This window comes from Candidatus Protofrankia californiensis, assembly GCF_900634765.1.
Lineage (GTDB): Bacteria > Actinomycetota > Actinomycetes > Frankiales > Frankiaceae > Protofrankia > Protofrankia californiensis.
Genome location: NZ_CAAAFT010000323.1, coordinates 1 through 17,125, shown reverse-complemented (window position 1 = coordinate 17,125; position 17,125 = coordinate 1). Strand labels below are relative to the sequence as shown.

The window sequence follows — 17,125 nt, the reverse complement described above, 5'->3', positions numbered from 1 at the left end:
GGAGGTGATCATGCCGTATCGGCAACCGGCCGACGGGCAACCGCTCCCGGAGTGGACGGAGGAACTCAACCGAGTGCACCGTAAGGTCCGGGCCCGCGTCGAGCACACCCTTGCCGGGATGAAGACCTGGAAGATCCTGCGTGACTACCGCCGCCAGGCCCGCACCCTCGGGGTCACCGCGGCCGGGATCGCGCATCTGTACAACATCAGCCGGGCCGGCTGACCAAGCATCATCCGGACCGCCGCACGACACCCAAACCGAGTTACGAAACAGCCTTTAGGCAAGGCCGCGTTCGACGCCGTCGGGCCACTCCTGCTGATCGTTCGTCGGGACGGCGTACCGCCGGTCCCGGAGTCGGCCGAAGCCGCTGGTGTGGAAGGGGAAGGCGGCCGGAGCCGGCAGGTTGCCGCCGAGACACGCGGCGCGACGAAGGGGCCGCGTCGGGTGGATCGGAAGGCTCGGGAGCAGGATCTGCTGCATCGGGCTCGGGCTGAGGATGTGCTGCACTGGCAGGAGTTTCAGCGGCCGATCTCCGCGGAGACGCTGCGCAAGCGTCTGCACGTCGGTGCTCCGACCGCGCCCGGGCTGGTCGCGCAGCTGCGTAGCGACATCCACCCCCGGATCGAAGGCGCCAGCGGCCCCATCGGTGATGAGCCGCAAGACGTCGTGTGACCTATTGCAAGGACGGCGATCCTGCGCCTGCCGCGTCGGTGGGCGCGGGTCGCTGACGAGACCTACGCCGCTTGCGGACCTGACCCCGCTTCCTGGCACCGATCCGGATGAGCGTCGTTCCGTTCGGACGTGACGGTATGATTACAATGCGTCATATGTGGAGGTAGCGGCTCGGGTCCAGGTTCGCGTCGGATCTGACGCACAAGATCGTGTACTTTGGGTTCTCGCGCACTGTCACGACGACCCGGTGCCGCCCTGCTTGGTGCCTCCCGGCGCGCCGTCGGGTTGGACTGTCTGCTGTTTGTCGTGGCGCTGCTGGGAGATCTGTCCGTAGTTGACGCCGACCGCGATCCCGCCGCCGGGTGCGGACACGTCGCCGATTCGGATCCCGCCTACCGACTGTGCACCGGAGGTGCTTGGAGACATGGCGGCGCCCGCCCCGGCACCAGTTGGGCTGGCTGGGGCGGCGTTGGCGGCGGCCGGGGAGCCTCCCGGGAAGGTCGGCGGGTCTGCTGGCTTGGCGCGTCCGCCGGTGGCGGCGAGCCTGGCCCACTTGACCAGTTCGTCGCGGGCCTCGTCTTCTGGGACGCTGAAGAGGTCGAAGGAGACGACCTGGCCGAGCAGCCCTGGCCGGGCGCAGTCCTCGACGCGTACGACGAGTAGCTTGCGCTGGAACCCGTCCGGGTCGGCGCTGAACGCGGCCTGCCACTCGGCCGCGCCGAACAGGGAGCGTGCGTAGGCGTCGGACAGTACCGCGATGGTGTGCTGCGCGCGTGTCACGCCGTTCTGCATCCCGACGACGAAGTTCGTCCCGGGCACCATGTCCCACGCCTGCAGTAGCACCCGGAACCCGCCGGCCTCCTCCAGCTGCCAGGCGATCCACGCCGCCCAGGCCTGGTCGGTCTGCGTGTAGGAGACGAAAAAGTCCCAGCCGGTCCGGTCCGTGGATCCCGTGCTGGGGTTACCCCCGTTGGTCACGCGAACAGTGTGCCAGCATCGTGTTCCGGACTGACGCAATGAGTCGGCGAGGTCGACGTTGGCGGGCGAACCCCAAGTTCGGGCTCACCTGCCTGCCGTAGTTCGGCTTATCCGCCAGATCCTCGGCCGGCGCAGTCGCGAACCGCGGCGTTGCGGTTGTCCCGAACTCGCTCGCGGGGCGATCCGTCGGTGTCTACCGCATCGGGATGTCCCACACGCCGGCCCCGAGGCTGCGGGTATAGACGCTTGCTGATGGACAGTGGGTGCCGTGCCTGCTCTGCCCGGCGCACGTGGGGATCAGCCAGCTACAGTCGGTTCCGCCTACCTGACCAGGCATCGGTTGCGGCGTCGGCAACAGCCGGGCGACGACACGGCGGATTCGCCCTCGCCCGGCGGCCCGGGGCGGGCTCAGTCTTGGACGCGAACGATGAGCGGCTTGTGGGTGGAGTCCAGTCCGAGTCTGCGTTGAACACGGCCAAGCGAGACCATCCGTATCTGCGGATGGCGTGCTGCGGCTGCCCGTCGGCCATTTCACCAGTGCGCCATCGTCCTGCGCTGGCGACGGGACGAAGCAGCCCCGCGCTTCCAGCGGTCCGAGCCGGCTCCCTTGAGCCTGGACGCCGCGTCTACGCCCGCAAGCTGGCCTACTGCCGTCAGCCTGTTGGACAACGGAAGGTCACCAGAGCGGACACCGAGCGTCCGCTGCGGATAGCGATGTCACTCTGTTTGCGTGACAAACGGGGGCGGCGGCGACCCGGTCGGCGGACCGGTGGAGCCCACGGGACAGTCGACTTTCCTTGACGGGTTTGGCTCTGGCGCGCAGTCTGAGGACGCTGTGGCACCGGAACCAGTTGCGGCGCGGGCGGCGACGGCGGATGGGATTCGCGTCGACGAGGTGTCGGCGTCGGGTCCTGGGATTGCCGTCGGGGTGAACCTGGGTCAGATCGTCCAGCAGGCTGCGGGTGTGCAGGCGGCGGCCGATACCACGTTCAACTGGGCACGTCGCGGCAACCGTGCGTCTGCTTGGCTGTACCTTTTCGCCGTTTCGTTCGCCGTACTGGCGGCCTTAGGCGTGGTGCTTCGCGGGCTGGGGCGCGTAGAGGCGGCAGAAATCGTTGGGGTGGCCGCGCTGGCGCCCCTCCTCGCGTCCGCGCTCGCCGCCGTGATGGTGCAGAGGAGCCGGATGGGTACGTCGCCTGAGCAGCTGGATTCGGCTGCCGACAACCTCAGCGAGGTGGTCTTCGAGGAGTGGTACGAGGAGGCTCTTACGCGTGGTCTGCTGGATCCTCCGGTCCCGCTGGCTGTGCGCTGGCGGGCGGCCAGCGAGGAGCTGACGGATCACCGGGTCAACGTTGGCCGCGACAGCCTGTCCGGGACCAGTGCTGACACCGGCCAGCTTGCGTCGATGTTCTCCGGCCTCCCGCGGGGGCGCTTGGTGATCCTCGGCTCGCCCGGATCCGGCAAGACGTCGCTGGCAGTACTTCTGCTGCTTGCCCTGATCAAAGACCGGGCGCCTGGGGACCGGGTTCCCGTGCTCCTGTCCGCGGCGTCGTGGGACCCCGCCAAGGACCATATGAACACCTGGCTGGTCCGTGAGCTCGAACGCATCTACGGAGCGCCGCAACGACGCGGCGTGAGCATGGTCAGGCAGCTGCTGGACAAGGGAAAGCTCCTGCCCATCGTCGACGGTCTGGACGAGCTTCACGAGGTCAGACGTCACGAGGCGATCCCGAACATGAGCAAGGCGCTGGGGCTGGACGCGCCGGTGATTCTCACGTGCCGGCACAAGGAATACGAGGAAGCGGTGCGCGCCAGCGACGTGCTCACCTCGGCAGCGGTGATCCTGGCGGAGCCGATCGATCCCAACGAGGTGGTCGACTACCTCACCCGCGCCAACCCGCCGTACCGGATCGCTGCATGGCAGCCAATTTTCGATCAGCTCAGGGCCCCGGAAGGCGAGGTGGTGTCCGAGGTCTTCACCACGGCCCTGAACGTGGTGCTCGCGCGCAGCGTCTATTCGACTCCGGACAGCGTGCCCACCGAGATGATGGACGCCGCCCGTTTCCCGACAGCGGATGACGTGCAAAGCCACCTGCTGGACGAACTCGTCCGCATTGCCTACCCGCGGTCACCCGTTCCGGTGAAGGAAACCGATCGGCGAACCGCTCGGCCGCGGTTCTGGAAGCCCCTGCGGGCTCCGGTGTGGCTCGGATTTCTCGCGTCTCATCTGGAGCGTCTCAAGACACCGGACCTTGCCTGGTGGCGGCTGAGGGACGCCCTTCCGCCGGTGGGGATCGCCATCGCGTTCGGCGTGTTCGGCGGACTGATCTTCGGCGTGGCGGGCGAGGTGAGGTACGGCCACGGCTTCGCCTTCGGGCTTGGCGGAGCGGTGGCGACCGGGCTCGCGGCCAGTTTCCGCAAGACCCCCGAACCCCGATACCTCGATCTGCACGGCTTTGGCTATATCCGCTCGGGGCTGCGCCTGGTCGGGCGCGCCTCGTGCGTTGTGCTCTCATGCGTGCTCGCAGGCGGAGAGATCCTCGGGGTGCTGTGCGGCATCGTTGGCGGGCTCATGGTGGGGGTGCTGCAGTTCTCATGGGTCCCGGTGAAGGCCGATCACGCGCGTGGACCGGCCGACCTTTTGCACGCGCACCGGACGATCTTCGTGCGCAACCTGCTGGGCGGGGCGGCGGGCGGCCTTGTGGTCGGCGTTGTCGTCAGCGTGGCGATAGGGAGCGTCGACCGGCTGCTCTCGGGCGCCATCACCGGTGTTCTGGGCGGACTCGCTGTCGGGATGGCGGCGGCCAACGCCTGGATCGGCTATCGCGTCTCACACCTGTGGCTCGCTGTGCAGGGCAGAATTCCGTGGCGCCTGGTCAGGTTTCTCGATGACTCCTATGACCGTGGCCTGCTTCGCCAGGTGGGAGCCGCGTACCAGTTTCGTCATGTCCGGCTCCAGGAGAGGCTCGCGAAGGTCCGGTCTCCACGATAAACGTTAAAAGCACGCCGTGCCCGTAGTAGCACACGTTGTGCGAGATGATCCGTCCACCGTCTATGGCTGCCGCCAGCTCGGGCCGCTGCCTGACGAGTGCCGCGTACTCCAAGTGGAGCGCTGTGACCTTCCCGAGCTCTTGGGGTAGGAAACCGGTTTCGTTCCACGCGACAAGCCGTTGCGCCATAGTCTTCCATCCTGCCCAAGGTGCTGTTACGCCATTTGTCAGCTAAAGTCTTTGCAGGCCGCCGAGTACTCGCTTCAGAAGTTCTGGATCATGTATATGGGTTTCTTCCGTGACTGTTGGCTGTTCGGAGGGAGGAGGCAGCCTACGGCGGGGCAGGTCGGACGCCGACATGGCGGAGATCGACAGTTCCGCCCATACCACCTTGCCGCTGCGGAGTAAATAGGAACCCCAGTCTCTTGCGATATGCCCTATCAATTCAAGGCCGCGCCCGCTTTCGTCGTCTATCTCTGCGTGCTTGACCCGTGGTTCTTCCAGGCTCGCATCCCACACCTCGATAATGATGCAATTGTCGAGTCCGACCAGGCGGATCGTGATGCTGCTATTCGTACGCTCTGGCCACTGCGCTTCAGGGTCGGTTATACCGGTGGCCCTGACGGCGTTGGTTACCAGCTCGGAAACCACGAGAAGGGCGTCATCAAGGATGCTTGCCATGCCCCACTCGGTGAGCGTGCTCTTCGTGAAGACGCGCGAGCAAGGGACGGCCGTGAGAAGAGCCGCAAGCGTCAGTTGGCGGTAGCGTACCCCGGGCATGAAGACTACTTCCTGCCGGGGAGCGACCCCGGCTCATCCATCGTGTCGCTGCTGGCCGTGCCTGGTCGCACGGCGCTACGGAGCTCCTGGACTTCCACGCCCGCCTGCCCCTCAAGGCGGTCCAGGAGCAAGCCTCGGAGGATGCTGTTTCCTGACAGGTCGTCGAGGGACGGCACGATAACGTACTCGGCCTCGGTCTGCCCGATTTTTTTGATCAGCTCGTTGAGGGTGGCGTGCGAACCGCTGGCCGGCTCCTGAAAGGTGCCACCGAACGCAAAACCATGCTCTTCCGCGTAGTTCTTGATGCGCTGTTCTACCGAGAGCAGTTGTTCATCTGTTGCGTCATGGAAGACGCGCATATAGCCGTAGGCAAGGGGTTTCATGGTGTATCTCCGTGGCTGTGGTGATCGGGCCGGTTTCGGCTGTCGTCGGTTCGGCCCGTTCCCAGTGCGCGTCAGAGCGCGAGGTTGTTCTCGGCGAGGACAGCTCGCTCGCATGGAAAGGCACTGCCGCACACGGCGCACAGGCCGTGGTCGTCGGTGTGTTCGTTGATAACCACGCTGGCAAGGCGGTAAAGCGCGTCCATCTCGCTTACAGACTCGGTACCCATGACCGTCTCGACCATGCCCGCTCACTCGGCCGCGAGCATGAAGAACGGCAACGGTCGGTCGCGGATGGGGGCCGCGAACTGTTCGGGAGGCCGGTGGTTCACATCCACCCGCAGCACGTCGAAGCCGGCTTGGATCAGCCGCTCGGTGGCCTGCCGGTAGAAGCGGACTTCGGCGTGTGAGCTGTCGGACGGGAGCTGGAAGCGGTTGCACGGGCCGCGGTCGGTCAGCCGTTCGGCAATGCCCTCGGGGCCGGCTTCGAGGATGACGTCGAGGTCGGGCCGGTCAGCGAGCTGCAACCTCCAGGCGAATATGTGGCCAGGGAGCCGGTCATCTTGATCTTCAATTAAGGCGAAGGGTCGTGGCGCCAGGCCGGCGATGCAGGCTTCGAGAAGGCCGGCGGACTTCTCTTCTGCCGTCGGTGCTGGAAACCGCGTCAACCCGCCGCCGGTGTGGTGGCGCATGGCCGTCATGCCAACGCTCCTCGTCTTGTCCGTGACCTTGCGTGACGGCTGCCGCCCAATTCCGTCCAGGTTCGTATGGCTGGGGCTTCCAGTTTTGCGGCATACCGCTACCATTGGGTCACTGAGACTGTATTCTGGGTTTCCCACTCTAGCAATGGGTAACCCATGATTTTTTGAGTCCGGAAGATCGACTGACTCGTCGGGAGGCGCTGTGGGAGAAGGGGTCAGCCCTACGTTGCGGCTCTGGCAGCTCGCAGAGTCACTGCGTACCCATCGGGAGCGGGCCGGTTTGACGATCGAGGAGGCCGCCGCTCACGCGAAGCCGCGCTCGCCGCGCTGGTCCCGATCGAAGATCCAGCGCATCGAGACCCGCGTCTACGCTCCCCAACCCGCCGAAGTCGAACACCTCGCAGCCGTCTACGGCGTTGCGGACGACGAGGCCGCCGTGCTTGTCGAGATGGCCCGCGAGGCACGGCAGAAGGGGTGGTGGCAGTCCTCAGCGGTCCCCAAGGACACGCACACCCTCGTCGGCCTCGAACAGGCCGCCAGCACCATCAGACAGTTCGAGCTCGCCCTGGTACCCGGCCTGTTGCAAACATCGGACTACGCCCGGGCGATGGTCGCGGCGATCGACCCGACGACACCGATCCCCATGACGGAGAACTTCGTCGCGGCACGGATGATCCGCCAGCAGGTGATCACCCGAGGGCGACCGGTCGAGTTCCAAGCAATCTTGTCCGAAGCGGTGCTGCGCTGCCCGGTCGGAGGAGCACGAGTGTGGCGGGGCCAACTCGAACGTCTCCTCGAAACCAGGGAGCAGCCCAACATCACTATTCAGATACTGCCGCTGGCCGCAGGACCACACCCCGGCATGGAGGGCGCCTTCACGATCCTGACTCTGCCCAACCTGGCGCACGACATCGGTTACGTCGAAGGGCAGGTGGGCTGCGTCTACCTGGAGAGCCAGGACGACGTACGACGCTGCACCATGCGGTTCGCAGCCTTGAGCACGGTCGCGCTGTCACCGGGTGAGTCGATCAAGCTGATCTCCACTATCCTGGGCGAGTACTGACCCAGGAGAGGAGACGCGGGATGACCGACACCGATCTGTCCCGCGCAGCATGGCGTACGAGCAGCTTCACCGGCGGAGCGAACGGCGGCGGCGGCTCGTGCGTCGAAGTCGCCGCACTGGAAGACGGCCGCATCGCTGTGCGCAACAGCAACCACCCCGACCGAGGGGCCGTCTTCTTCACCCGGACCGAGATGGACGCCTGGATCAAAGGCGTCAAAGCCGGCGAGTTCGACGACATGACCTGACGGGCTGCGGCCTGCCGAGAGATCCTGACGTCGGGGGCGTGTACGGCGCGTCATCGACGCCAGGATCCAGGTGGAATGCCGTCACGGTGGGAAGACCTCCGCCCGCATCACCGCCGAGAACGACGCACAGCCTTCGCGGTCGGTGCCGATGCCCGCCCGGCTGTTCCTGTCACGAGCCCAAGGGAGCCACATGGATTTCCGACCGATCGAACGTGCTGCGGAGGCGTTCCAGCAGCCGGTGGTCGCCGACGAGATCCAGGCGATCTGCCGCCGTGTCTTCGGCGCCGAAGCCTATGCCCGCTCCGCCGTCGAGTTGGGCGGGGGCATGTACAACAGCACGTACCGCGTGACCGTCGTCGGGCAGGAGCAGCCGGTGATCTTGCGGGTCGCGCCCGAGCCGACCCGACAGTTCCGCTCCGAACGGCAGCTGATGCGCAACGAGTACGCGAGCGTTCCGTGGCTCGCGACGATCGCGCCGCTGATGCCGCGGGTCCTCGCTGCGGACTGGTCCCATGAGGTGATCGGCCGGGACTACATGGTCCAGACTCTCCTCGACGGTGTCTCCGCCCCGGATCACCTCGGTGGCTACCCGCGCTCGACCTGGCCGGGCTTCTTCCGGCAGATGGGTGCGATCGCACGGGACGTCCACGCGGTACGCGGCCCGTCCTTCGGCCCCGTTGCAAGCCCGGCGCACGCGACATGGAGCGCGGCCGTGACCGCGTCCCTGGAAGACATCGCCGCCGACATCGACAGCGCCGGCCTGGACGTCGCCGATATGCGCAAGGTCGCCGCCGTCGCCACCCAGCGCCACGATGTCCTCGACGAGATCACCGAGCCACGCCTGCTGGCCGGTGACCTGTGGACCGTCAACGTGATGCTCGACGCCACCGCCCCAGAGCCGACGATCACCGGGGTTCTCGACATGGACCGCACCTGCTGGGGTGACCCGGCTGCGGACTGGACGATCCGCATGGCTGTGGCGAAGGCGGACGAGCGAGTGGCGTTCTGGGAAAGCTACGGGACGCGGGACCGTTCTCCCGCCGCGACGTGGCGTGCGCGGATCTACGAGGCCCGGCACCTCGGCGCCATCCGCCTGGAGCGCCACCGTCTCGGCAACCCCGAAGGCGTACGGGACACCTACAGCGCCATGGCCGCGGTGCTGGCCGATCTGACCTAATTAACCGATGCTCCTGCTGGAACACCGAGCGGAGACTCAGCTCGCAACTGCGACGACAACGACCCGGTACAGGTGATGGGCCGTAGGCAGCCTGCGCCGAGCTTCGCCTTGTAGGCTGGCGAGCGCAGTGTCCCCGCCTGGAGGACCCATCTGGAGCGCGGCACGGTAGATGCGCAGGTAGGTGTCGGTCCAGCCGGGCCGGGTGTGGCATTCCACGGCAATGAATCCTGCGGTGCGCAGCACTGTGGGCCAGTCGGTACGGCGGTGTCGCCGGGGTAGCCGTGAGTCGCCGAGCCGGCGTGGGTGCCAGCCGGTGAGGACGAGACGTCCGCCTGGACGGAGGATTCGGTGGGCTTCTGCGGCAGCCGCGTCATGCTCTTGGGCGTACTGGAGTGCATCGATGGAAACGGCCGCCGACACGCTCGCATCGGGGAGCCCGGTGGAGGCCAGATCGTTCACCACGAAGCGCGCGTCGCGGGCCAGCCCGAACGCGGCGGCCCGTTGCTGGGCTTGGACTACGGCGACCGGGGAGAAGTCGATACCGATCAGACTGGCGTGCGCGTCGCGGGCCAGCCACAGGCCGGGGCCGCCGCGCCCGCATCCGAGGTCAACCAGGGTATCTCCCTCCTCCAGCATCAGGGCCTCAGCGATGTGACGTAGCAGGTCGGCAGAGAGGAAGGAGAACGGCTCGATCTCCGGTGGCAGCGTGGGATCGACGATCCGGGACACCCGGCTGAAGCCGCCAGAGCGAGACTCGCTGTGGAACAGTGCGTCGAATTCGTCCGCTGCGGTCAGCGGAGGCTCTGGTGCTGCGGACGGTGCGCTCGGGCCGTGATGCACGGTCATAAGCTTTCCTGAGCTCCGGCCTGACTCGGTCGTAATTTGGGGCGGTCCAGGCTATTTGGTGCCGCAGGCTCGGGGACGACATCGATGGTGATCTGAGCAAGCAGGAACTCAGCGTGGCGATCGACCGTATCGGCGTCTGGTCCCGTCACAACGAGGTGGCCAAGACGCCCGTGGTTGGCCTGGGCCTCACGAACGGCATCGCCGATGGCCGTGCGCAGATGAACGACGGGCACTCCGGGGCCAGTCGTGGGCAGTCCGGCCACCGATGCCAGACGGCCTGTGCGCGGACTGGTGAGGAACCGTACGGTGGCGTAATCGTCGCGGGTCGGGGTGAGGTCGGTGGGGTACCCGAGGGCGGTGTCGAGGAGCGCCTTCCACGGGTCGATGCCGAGGGCATGCTGGATAAGGAAACCGATCTGGCCGGCACCGAGGCGAGCGCCGATCTCGATGACGACGCAACCGCTATCGGGAGTAAGCATCACCTCGGTGTGTGAGGCGCCGTTGTGGATTCCGACCGCGGCGATTGCCCGCTCCACCTCTTGGTGTATGGCCCGCTCGACGTAGGGCGGCAAGACGGCGGGCAAACTGTGGCCGACCTCGACGCGGTGGTTGCCGGCGGTGACGGCCTTGCGGGTGGCGCACAGATGCGTCGTGGATCCGTTCTGGGTGAGGGACTCGACGCTGTACTCGGTGCCTTCGACGTAGTCCTGGACGATGACGCACGGGTCGAGCGGCATACCGTACATGCCTCGCGGGGTGCGGGCCGCCTGCCAGGCCGCAGCCACGCCGGCCGGGTCATGGACGACGGTGACGCCTGCGGAGCCCGCCCCCTCGGCGGGCTTGATGACGTACGGAAAGATGATCCTTTCGGTGGTGTGCAGCCGGCGTAGCTGGTTCTTGTCGTCGACGACGAAGGTGCGCGGCGCGGTGACGCCGTGGCGTGCGAATGCCTCGTGCATGGCGGCCTTGTTCCGGGCTGCGTCGGCATGGGCCGGATCGTTACCAGGCAGACCGAGGCTGGCGCATACCTTAGCGAGCAGGGGCGTGAGGTATTCATTGGTAGTCAGCACCGCGTCGGCGCCGATGCGGTGGGCGTAGGTGACGACGTCGTGAAGAGCCTGCGCGGGGCAGGCAAAGTCGGTCAGCAAGCAGCCCGTCAGGAGATTTCGGAGATCCGCTCTGTAGGCGGCGTGAGTCTCGGACTGGGTGACGGCGTGGACTTCGTAGCCGGAGGCAACCGCAGTCGCGACAAGCGCGCCGGACTCAGGTCCGGCCGCCTCCAGCAGCAGCACACAGGGCATCGTCACGACAGATAGTCCTCACAGGCGCCGGTACGGCGGGTGTCGAGGGTGAAGCAGTGGAAGCCGCCGCCGAACAAGCGCCGGTGCCGGTGCCGTACGGGGACGGTAGTGAAGCCACTGGCATCGAGGGTCTTGAGCAGACCAGGGCAGTCCTCGTTGACGAGCACAGTGTTCTCATCGACCGACAGCACATTGAGATCGATGTAAGGGCTGGTAAGGACCAAGTCGTTGTCGTCATAGATGGGAAAGGCACTGGGGTCGGGCTCAGGGGGGACAATGAACTTCCACGATCGCAGCGACTCCGGCAGCATGTCGCGGATGCCCTCGTGGCGAGCGAGGAACGCCCCAGGCCGCAGTGCCAGGAGCATGCTGTCGATGTGGTTGTCGGCCATCCGGTACACACGGTGGATGCGGTAGCGGTTGCCAACGTGCCGCTGAAGCCAATCGACCGCCATCCGGTGGTTGTCCTGGGCGATGTTGATGACTAGGTCGCGGCCCAGGCGTAGGACCTGCGCCCCGTCGAGCATCATCTCGAAACCGATGTCATACGGGGAGTGTTGCGGGTCGGCGATCGACTCAGTGGGCCCACCCAGCGTGGTCGCAGCATCCCGCGCATAGGACAGGTCGAAGCTGTGGTCGGTGAGGGTGGGACGCGGCATCGTTGTCCATCGGGCTCCGGCCTCGTAATAACGGCGAAAAACGGGGCTCAGGAGGCGGGTCTCCAAGTACCGGGAGCGGATCGCCGGCGGGGTCTCGATGATCTCGTCGCCGAGGATGAGGGTGTTGTCGCGGATGTTCAGCGCGGGCGTGGGCGCTGCTTGCCAGCCCAGCCCGGCGATGGGGGCGGCATCTGGAGGCAGGGCCAGCGGCCGGTGCACCGTTACGCCGAGGGCGGCGAGAGCAGCGGCCAGGTTTTCGACATCCTCGTGGAGTTCTTCGGTGTAGCGCCGCTTGATGATCCAGTTCTGTGCCGTGCGGTCGCCGTCGGCTATGGCCAGACGCGGGTAGGCCCAGTCAGAGCGGAAGCCGCGCATGTTGTCGTGGTGGAACAGCTCGAAAGTGATGTCGCGGTCGTGACTGAGGTAGTTCTCGGCGGAGCCGACGACGATCTCGCGTAAGGGCGTGAAGTCGTCATAGCTGTTCAGCTGCATGAGGGTCCTTGTCTTCTGGCGGAGATGTTGGGCCGCGAGTTACTGGACAGCGGTTTTGGCGGGCAGATACCGCTCCTTAAGCGCGCGCCCGTGGCGTACGCGCAGCACGATGCCGTCATCGGCGAGTTGGAGGGTGCGTTGCTCGCTCCATCCGGCGAAGCGGTACTCGCCCGCCCCAACCAAGGTAAGGGCGAAGACACGGTCAGCGGTGGTAAGCGTCAGTCGTCCGCCGGTCGCGGTGACTTGTATGGGCTGAAGGGGTCCATCCAGCGACTGGTCGTGGTCGAAGTCGGTGAAGCCGCGGGGTAGGAACGCCGCATAGGGGAGCGCCACTGAGCATGTGACGACCGATTGGACGAGCCGATTGAACAGCACGTCGCCCTCCGCGAGAGCAGTTTGCCAGGCCACGGGAAACAGCCCGACCAGTTCGCGGGTGAGCAGGGCGTCGATGACGGTGTGTACCCGGGTCGATGGTCCGCCATTACGCACCAGGTGTTCCCGGGAGAAGTCCCCGTACCAGAACTGCCCGGCCTGCCAGCAGAACTCCACGCCGTCAAGGACAAGGAGCGCCCCAGGATGAGTGACGATCGGAATGTGCAGGCGTACGAAGCCGCGGTGCAGAGCGTACTTCGGGTCACGATGGGGATGAGAAACCGCGCTGGGGCCGAGCGCCATTAACCGGACGGCGTTCAGCGGTGCTGGTATCAGCCCGATGATCTCGCGCAAGTATGGCAGCCGCTCTAACCAGACGGTGGGCGCGAAGTCGGTCGGGCCAGGGCCGCCGGGGTCGGTACGGTCCGGGTTGCCGCCGGGGCTGCGTAGCGGCAGTACTCGCCAATCAATGGCAGTAGCTGTGCCGATGCCTCCGCCGGGGGCGTGAATGCGCTGAGGCTGCCAGGAGTGTCTGGTGACCTCGATCAATTCTCGGGCAAGGCGCCCTGCGTCGAACGACCAGGCGAGCCGGGCAGCCTCGGCGAACGGTGCGGGTTGCGGCTCGTCGGGCATGGTCATCGCAGATTTCCTCTTCAAAGCCGGTGTCAAGATGTGAGGCTGGCCGGCACACCGACGTGGTCACTCGCGGCGTAAGTGCCTGCGGGAACGGCCGCAAACCGCTTGTCGAGTGCCTCCCGCACCGCCTGGCGGTCGGCCTCAGCGGCGTAGGCGATGCAGAACACGAACTGGGCACGTCCGGGTTCAAGAGGGATAACCGGCATGGAGACGATGACACCGGTGCGGGCGGCAGGATCGTAGGCGCAGCCGATCTCGTTGACAGCCGTGAGGAAGGCATCGAAGTCGGGGACGGCCCATGTCGGGGGGACGTGGTACTCCACGACCGACCGCTCCGGGGCGGCGGCGGTGTCGACGATGCTATGGGCGATGACCTGGTAGATATGCAGCGACCCTGACACCTGGGCGTTGACCTCAGTGAACACCACGTGGCCATCGACGGTGATGATCGCGTCCGCGCTCAAGTATCCGCGATACCCGAGCGCTCGGTAGATCTCTGCCAGCCGAGCCCCGCCCTGAAGGAGCTGAGCGCGGGCCTCCTCGTCTACTCCGCGCAGGGGGACGATTTGGTGACTCAGGCGCCGCCCGACGTAAAGCAGCCTCCCCATTTCCGTCGGTCGCGTCCCGTCGTCGGCGACGTAGTGCTCGGAGTAGACAGACACCGCGTCCGGTGCGAACTCCTCGACGACGACCGGGAAGCGACCGTGTGCGGAAGCCCAGGCCCAACGCTCCCTCCAGTACGCCACGATCGTCCCCGGAGCATCGCTGCCAAGATGATGGATGTGGCGTGCTCCGACGTGGTCGGACGCGAGGGAGACATCGCGGACCACAAGCTGATTGCCCACCCCGGCCCCGTTGTGGGCCTGCTTGACCATGACCGCGCCCGTCCTGGCCAGTAAAGCGGCGGTGGCGTCGGCCGCCTCATGTTCGCTGCGGCATACGGCTCCTGAAGGGATCGGTACCCCGGCCCCGGCCGCCAGCGCCCGGAAGGTGGCTTTATTGTTGCCCACCTCCCCGCCGCCCTGGGCAAAGAAACCAGCCCCCGGGAACCGCTCTTCTATGCCCAGGGCCGCAGCGAAACGGGACACGTGCGCTGACGGCCACAGCGCAAAGATCTCCTCAACCTGCTCCGGCCCCCCGTCGCCGAGCGCGTCGCGAACGGCCTGGACGAACTCAGTGCCGGTCAGGCTCTCGGGATCGAGCAGCCAGCCGCCGTGGCGGCCACCCGGGGGGACTAGAACACGCAGGTTCGTGGGGTTTACGCCCGTGTAGGACGTTGCATAGGTGAGGAACTGCCGGTCAGGCTCGTCGCACAGTACAACCAGGTCGCCTTCGCGGGCGAACCACAGCACACGCTGCGTCCAGGCCCGCAGATCACCCCGGTTGCGGATGATGGGATCGATGTGGTTGCCGATAAGGATTCGCACAGGTGCGCTCCAAGGTTACGCAGGCGCTGATCACAGTGACCGCCCGACAGAGGCACGGGCGGCAGGTGGATCAAGAGTGGAAGGCAGCGGGCAGCACCTCGAAGGTGCGCATAGTCGCGGTGCGATGGCGACGCGGCTTTCCGGCTGCGCACAGCGACGCCGAATGGTCGAGCAGGCTCACGACCAAGGCACGCAGGGCCATCTGGGCGGGCACCGTGCCGATGCACGTGTGGGTGCCCCACCCGTATCCGAGGTGCCGACCCTGCGAGCGGTCCAGCAGCAAGCAGTCCGGCTCCGGGAACTGGGCCGGGTCGTGGTTAGCGGCGGCGAACAGAATCAGCACGGTCTCGCCCGCTTGCACCGTGACACCGCCGATCTCGCAGGACTCGGTCGCGATCCTGCTCGTGCCCTGCACCGGCCCGTCGTAGCGGACCAACTCGTCGATGCCGGTGCGCAGCAGGGCTGCATTACGCATCCACTGAAGGGCCTGCGGGTGTTGCAGCAGGGTGTGTATGGCGTTGCCGATGGCGGCGACCATCGTGCTGTAGCCGCCTTGAAACATTACTCGGGCGGTGTTGCGGACGAACAGGTCGAGGCCAGCGTCGTCTCGTAGGCGAGCATGCTCCCTGACGTGCGAGAGAAGGCCCGGCCTGCCACTGGTGCAAAACCACGACTCCACCAGCGCATTCAGCTCCTGTCGGGCGATCCGGCCCGGCTCGACGACGGTCGGATCAAGACCGGCGTCCATGCTCCGCATGATCGCATTCGAGACCGCAGCGAAGGAGTCGAGATCAGGTTCGTCGACACCGAGTAGATCCGAGATGACCATCACTGACAGCGGTGCCGCGACTTCCATCATCACGTCGAACTCCGCACGATCAGTGAGCTGATCGAAGCGTGCGGCCAGCATCAGGCGAGCCCGCCGTTCGATGGCATCGAGGTCTTGTGCCTGGAGCGCGTTCATGAACAGACTGCGTACCGGCGCTTGGTCCGGCGGGTCCAGAGACTGCACGCTCAGGCTCGGTTCCGGTACTACAGCGCCCATACGCCGTCGATCGCGGGCGAAGCGATTATGGTCGCGTAGCACGGCAAGGCAGTCTGTGTAGCGCGTCAGAGCCCAGGATTGCATGCCCTCGTGCCAGAACACCGGCATGGTCTCCCGCAGGGCCGCGAGAACCGGGTAGGGGCTCTCCAGTGTCGCCGGATCCAGCGGGTCGTACGTGGTCAGGGACGACATCAACTCTCCTCGCGGGTTCACGGCGGTTCTTGAGGTCGGCTGGGTCCGGTACGGTCCGGACCCAGCCCGTTTGACCGAAATCAGTGATCGTAGATCATGGAAGACCCCCTCTCTGAAGTATGAGGCGGCGTGGGCTGAGCCTGCCCGCGCCGGGATGGCGTCCTCCGCCCGCGCTCAAAACGGCGCGGGCGGAGGACCTTTAAGTAGGCATGTGGCTCACCAGCGCGTTCCGGACGATGGATGCATCGTGATCAAGGCGATGCGTAGAACAACAAACCGGGCTACAAAAGACCTAAGCAGATCACATGTTTCTATGCCTACTAAATGTTGCATCTGATGACAATAAGCCCTAATTGCCGTCACGGTGGGCGTTTGTGAAGTCGTTGTCAGACCACTGTGTCGACCCAACGCCCGTTGCTCTCACCTGGTGCGGTGGTACCCCGAGCGGGTGTGGGTGTCGAGGAAGGCGGTCAGCTGGTCGCGGCTGATGTAGCGACGGCCGCCCAGGGCCATTTCGTAGTCGACAGGCCAAGTTGATCATTCTTGGCATCGGTCGATGCATGGTCTGACCTGGACGGATACCGGCGACACGCCGGAGGTAGACGCACGGCAGGCACGACCCCCCACCGATCATGGAGTTCTCGACGCTTCACGTTCGCCAGGGAAGGCCGTGCCCGCCGATGCCATCATCCCCCGTCGCCGCCGTGGTCGACGAGCTTGCCGCGCAGATCCCGGACAGGCTCGGCCAGCCGCGTCTGGTCACCAAAGGTGACCAGACCGCGTTGCTGGAAGCTCTCGCGCAGGTACCGGATCCCCGTCGACGGCGCGGGGTACGTCACCCCTTCGCCGCGCTCCTGGCGATTGCGGTGTGCGCCATGCTCAGCGGCGCCCGGTCGTTCGCGGCGATCGGGGAATGGGCCGCCCCAGAGAGGAAACGATGGCATGGTCTTGGTCAGCTGAAGAGGTCGACGCAATTACCGAGTGGGCACGGCCGAGCGTTCGGATACTCCAGGAAATCCTGATAGATTCTTTGGCGAGAGGTCCGGTGCTTGTCAGCTGGGATCCAAATACTCGGATTCTGTTCGCCGCGTTTTGGCGAACAGAAGAGATGATCGGAATTATCAAGCCGGCCGCGACTAAAGGCTGTTTCGTAACCCGGGTGCTGGGC

17 protein-coding genes and 2 pseudogenes are annotated in these 17,125 nt (G+C 66.1%); 7 read left to right on the top strand and 12 right to left on the bottom strand.

The genetic code is table 11. The features are described from left to right. Positions 1–223: pseudogene (locus tag DD1DGNOD_RS17030) on the top strand (IS5/IS1182 family transposase); the annotation flags it as partial. A 225-nt stretch (positions 224–448) separates the two neighbouring features. Beyond that, positions 449–673, top strand: a pseudogene (locus tag DD1DGNOD_RS17025) (hypothetical protein); the annotation flags it as partial. Between the two features lie 234 nt (positions 674–907). Here the strand turns inward: DD1DGNOD_RS17025 and DD1DGNOD_RS17020 are convergent. Next, positions 908–1,651 carry a toll/interleukin-1 receptor domain-containing protein gene (locus tag DD1DGNOD_RS17020; protein ID WP_131770583.1) on the bottom strand — a complete coding sequence of 248 codons (744 nt, stop codon included), beginning with the start codon at positions 1,649–1,651 and terminating at the stop codon, positions 908–910. A gap of 835 nt (positions 1,652–2,486) precedes the next feature. On the opposite strand from DD1DGNOD_RS17020, the gene DD1DGNOD_RS17015 reads away from it, so the two are divergent. Further along, on the top strand, positions 2,487–4,643 hold the full coding sequence (locus tag DD1DGNOD_RS17015) for an NACHT domain-containing protein (RefSeq protein WP_131770582.1): 2,157 nt from the start codon (positions 2,487–2,489) through the stop codon (positions 4,641–4,643). Positions 4,644–4,872: 229 nt separating this feature from the next. Here DD1DGNOD_RS17015 and DD1DGNOD_RS17010 read toward each other — a convergent pair whose 3' ends face one another. From DD1DGNOD_RS17010 to DD1DGNOD_RS28230, 4 genes are all read right to left on the bottom strand, one after another. Then, positions 4,873–5,322: an ATP-binding protein gene (locus tag DD1DGNOD_RS17010; protein ID WP_165036806.1), complete on the bottom strand. Its 450-nt coding sequence runs from the start codon at positions 5,320–5,322 to the stop codon at positions 4,873–4,875. A gap of 104 nt (positions 5,323–5,426) precedes the next feature. Next, on the bottom strand, positions 5,427–5,804 hold the full coding sequence (locus DD1DGNOD_RS17005; protein ID WP_165036804.1) for a recombinase family protein: 378 nt from the start codon (positions 5,802–5,804) through the stop codon (positions 5,427–5,429). Positions 5,805–5,875: 71 nt separating this feature from the next. Continuing rightward, positions 5,876–6,046 (bottom strand): hypothetical protein, encoded by a 171-nt coding sequence (locus DD1DGNOD_RS27170; RefSeq protein WP_165036802.1) that lies wholly within the window; start codon positions 6,044–6,046, stop codon positions 5,876–5,878. Between the two features lie 6 nt (positions 6,047–6,052). Beyond that, complete coding sequence (locus DD1DGNOD_RS28230) at positions 6,053–6,502, bottom strand: hypothetical protein (RefSeq protein WP_206443251.1); 450 nt, start codon at positions 6,500–6,502, stop codon at positions 6,053–6,055. Positions 6,503–6,704: 202 nt separating this feature from the next. Between DD1DGNOD_RS28230 and DD1DGNOD_RS16995 the strand changes: the two genes are divergently transcribed. From DD1DGNOD_RS16995 to DD1DGNOD_RS16985, 3 genes are all read left to right on the top strand, one after another. Continuing rightward, entirely contained in the window at positions 6,705–7,565 is an 861-nt protein-coding gene (locus DD1DGNOD_RS16995; protein WP_131770579.1) for a helix-turn-helix domain-containing protein, read from the top strand. 20 nt (positions 7,566–7,585) lie between these two features. Beyond that, positions 7,586–7,810 carry a DUF397 domain-containing protein gene (locus DD1DGNOD_RS16990; RefSeq protein WP_131770578.1) on the top strand — a complete coding sequence of 75 codons (225 nt, stop codon included), beginning with the start codon at positions 7,586–7,588 and terminating at the stop codon, positions 7,808–7,810. A 190-nt stretch (positions 7,811–8,000) separates the two neighbouring features. Further along, positions 8,001–8,987, top strand: a complete 987-nt coding sequence (locus tag DD1DGNOD_RS16985) for a phosphotransferase family protein (RefSeq protein WP_131770577.1) — start codon at positions 8,001–8,003, stop codon at positions 8,985–8,987. 36 nt (positions 8,988–9,023) lie between these two features. On the opposite strand, the gene DD1DGNOD_RS16980 is transcribed toward DD1DGNOD_RS16985, so the two are convergent. From DD1DGNOD_RS16980 to DD1DGNOD_RS29680, 7 genes are all read right to left on the bottom strand, one after another. Next, the gene (locus DD1DGNOD_RS16980; RefSeq protein WP_131770576.1) at positions 9,024–9,833 is read right to left on the bottom strand and encodes an SAM-dependent methyltransferase; all 810 of its coding nucleotides are present in this window, start codon (positions 9,831–9,833) and stop codon (positions 9,024–9,026) included. Further along, the gene (locus DD1DGNOD_RS16975; RefSeq protein ID WP_241255791.1) at positions 9,830–11,134 is read right to left on the bottom strand and encodes an ATP-grasp domain-containing protein; all 1,305 of its coding nucleotides are present in this window, start codon (positions 11,132–11,134) and stop codon (positions 9,830–9,832) included. Before DD1DGNOD_RS16975 ends, DD1DGNOD_RS16980 begins: the two co-directional genes overlap by 4 nt. A 2-nt stretch (positions 11,135–11,136) precedes the next feature. Continuing rightward, positions 11,137–12,285 carry a glycine amidinotransferase gene (locus DD1DGNOD_RS16970; RefSeq protein ID WP_131770574.1) on the bottom strand — a complete coding sequence of 383 codons (1,149 nt, stop codon included), beginning with the start codon at positions 12,283–12,285 and terminating at the stop codon, positions 11,137–11,139. Between the two features lie 39 nt (positions 12,286–12,324). Continuing rightward, complete coding sequence (locus tag DD1DGNOD_RS16965; protein WP_131770573.1) at positions 12,325–13,296, bottom strand: aspartyl/asparaginyl beta-hydroxylase domain-containing protein; 972 nt, start codon at positions 13,294–13,296, stop codon at positions 12,325–12,327. Between the two features lie 26 nt (positions 13,297–13,322). Further along, positions 13,323–14,720 (bottom strand): hypothetical protein, encoded by a 1,398-nt coding sequence (locus DD1DGNOD_RS16960; protein ID WP_131770572.1) that lies wholly within the window; start codon positions 14,718–14,720, stop codon positions 13,323–13,325. A gap of 70 nt (positions 14,721–14,790) precedes the next feature. Then, positions 14,791–15,957 carry a cytochrome P450 gene (locus DD1DGNOD_RS16955; protein WP_131770571.1) on the bottom strand — a complete coding sequence of 389 codons (1,167 nt, stop codon included), beginning with the start codon at positions 15,955–15,957 and terminating at the stop codon, positions 14,791–14,793. 686 nt (positions 15,958–16,643) lie between these two features. After that, entirely contained in the window at positions 16,644–16,796 is a 153-nt protein-coding gene (locus tag DD1DGNOD_RS29680; protein WP_241255792.1) for a hypothetical protein, read from the bottom strand. Between DD1DGNOD_RS29680 and DD1DGNOD_RS16950 the strand changes: the two genes are divergently transcribed. Then, the gene (locus DD1DGNOD_RS16950) at positions 16,740–16,979 is read left to right on the top strand and encodes a transposase family protein (protein ID WP_241255790.1); all 240 of its coding nucleotides are present in this window, start codon (positions 16,740–16,742) and stop codon (positions 16,977–16,979) included. The two genes, DD1DGNOD_RS29680 and DD1DGNOD_RS16950, sit on opposite strands and share 57 nt — an antisense overlap. Positions 16,980–17,125: the final 146 nt, after the last annotated feature.

Bases quoted from the DNA above. Each gene is read 5' to 3' on its own strand.
- DD1DGNOD_RS17010 (WP_165036806.1), bottom strand. From the start codon at position 5,322: ATGGCAAGCATCCTTGATGACGCCCTTCTCGTGGTTTCCGAGCTGGTA.
- DD1DGNOD_RS16980 (WP_131770576.1), bottom strand. From the start codon at position 9,833: ATGACCGTGCATCACGGCCCGAGCGCACCGTCCGCAGCACCAGAGCCT.
- DD1DGNOD_RS16965 (WP_131770573.1), bottom strand. From the start codon at position 13,296: ATGACCATGCCCGACGAGCCGCAACCCGCACCGTTCGCCGAGGCTGCC.
- DD1DGNOD_RS16975 (WP_241255791.1), bottom strand. From the start codon at position 11,134: ATGCCCTGTGTGCTGCTGCTGGAGGCGGCCGGACCTGAGTCCGGCGCG.
- DD1DGNOD_RS16970 (WP_131770574.1), bottom strand. From the start codon at position 12,285: ATGCAGCTGAACAGCTATGACGACTTCACGCCCTTACGCGAGATCGTC.
- DD1DGNOD_RS27170 (WP_165036802.1), bottom strand. From the start codon at position 6,046: ATGGTCGAGACGGTCATGGGTACCGAGTCTGTAAGCGAGATGGACGCG.
- DD1DGNOD_RS16985 (WP_131770577.1), top strand. From the start codon at position 8,001: ATGGATTTCCGACCGATCGAACGTGCTGCGGAGGCGTTCCAGCAGCCG.
- DD1DGNOD_RS28230 (WP_206443251.1), bottom strand. From the start codon at position 6,502: ATGACGGCCATGCGCCACCACACCGGCGGCGGGTTGACGCGGTTTCCA.
- DD1DGNOD_RS16990 (WP_131770578.1), top strand. From the start codon at position 7,586: ATGACCGACACCGATCTGTCCCGCGCAGCATGGCGTACGAGCAGCTTC.
- DD1DGNOD_RS16955 (WP_131770571.1), bottom strand. From the start codon at position 15,957: ATGTCGTCCCTGACCACGTACGACCCGCTGGATCCGGCGACACTGGAG.
- DD1DGNOD_RS17005 (WP_165036804.1), bottom strand. From the start codon at position 5,804: ATGAAACCCCTTGCCTACGGCTATATGCGCGTCTTCCATGACGCAACA.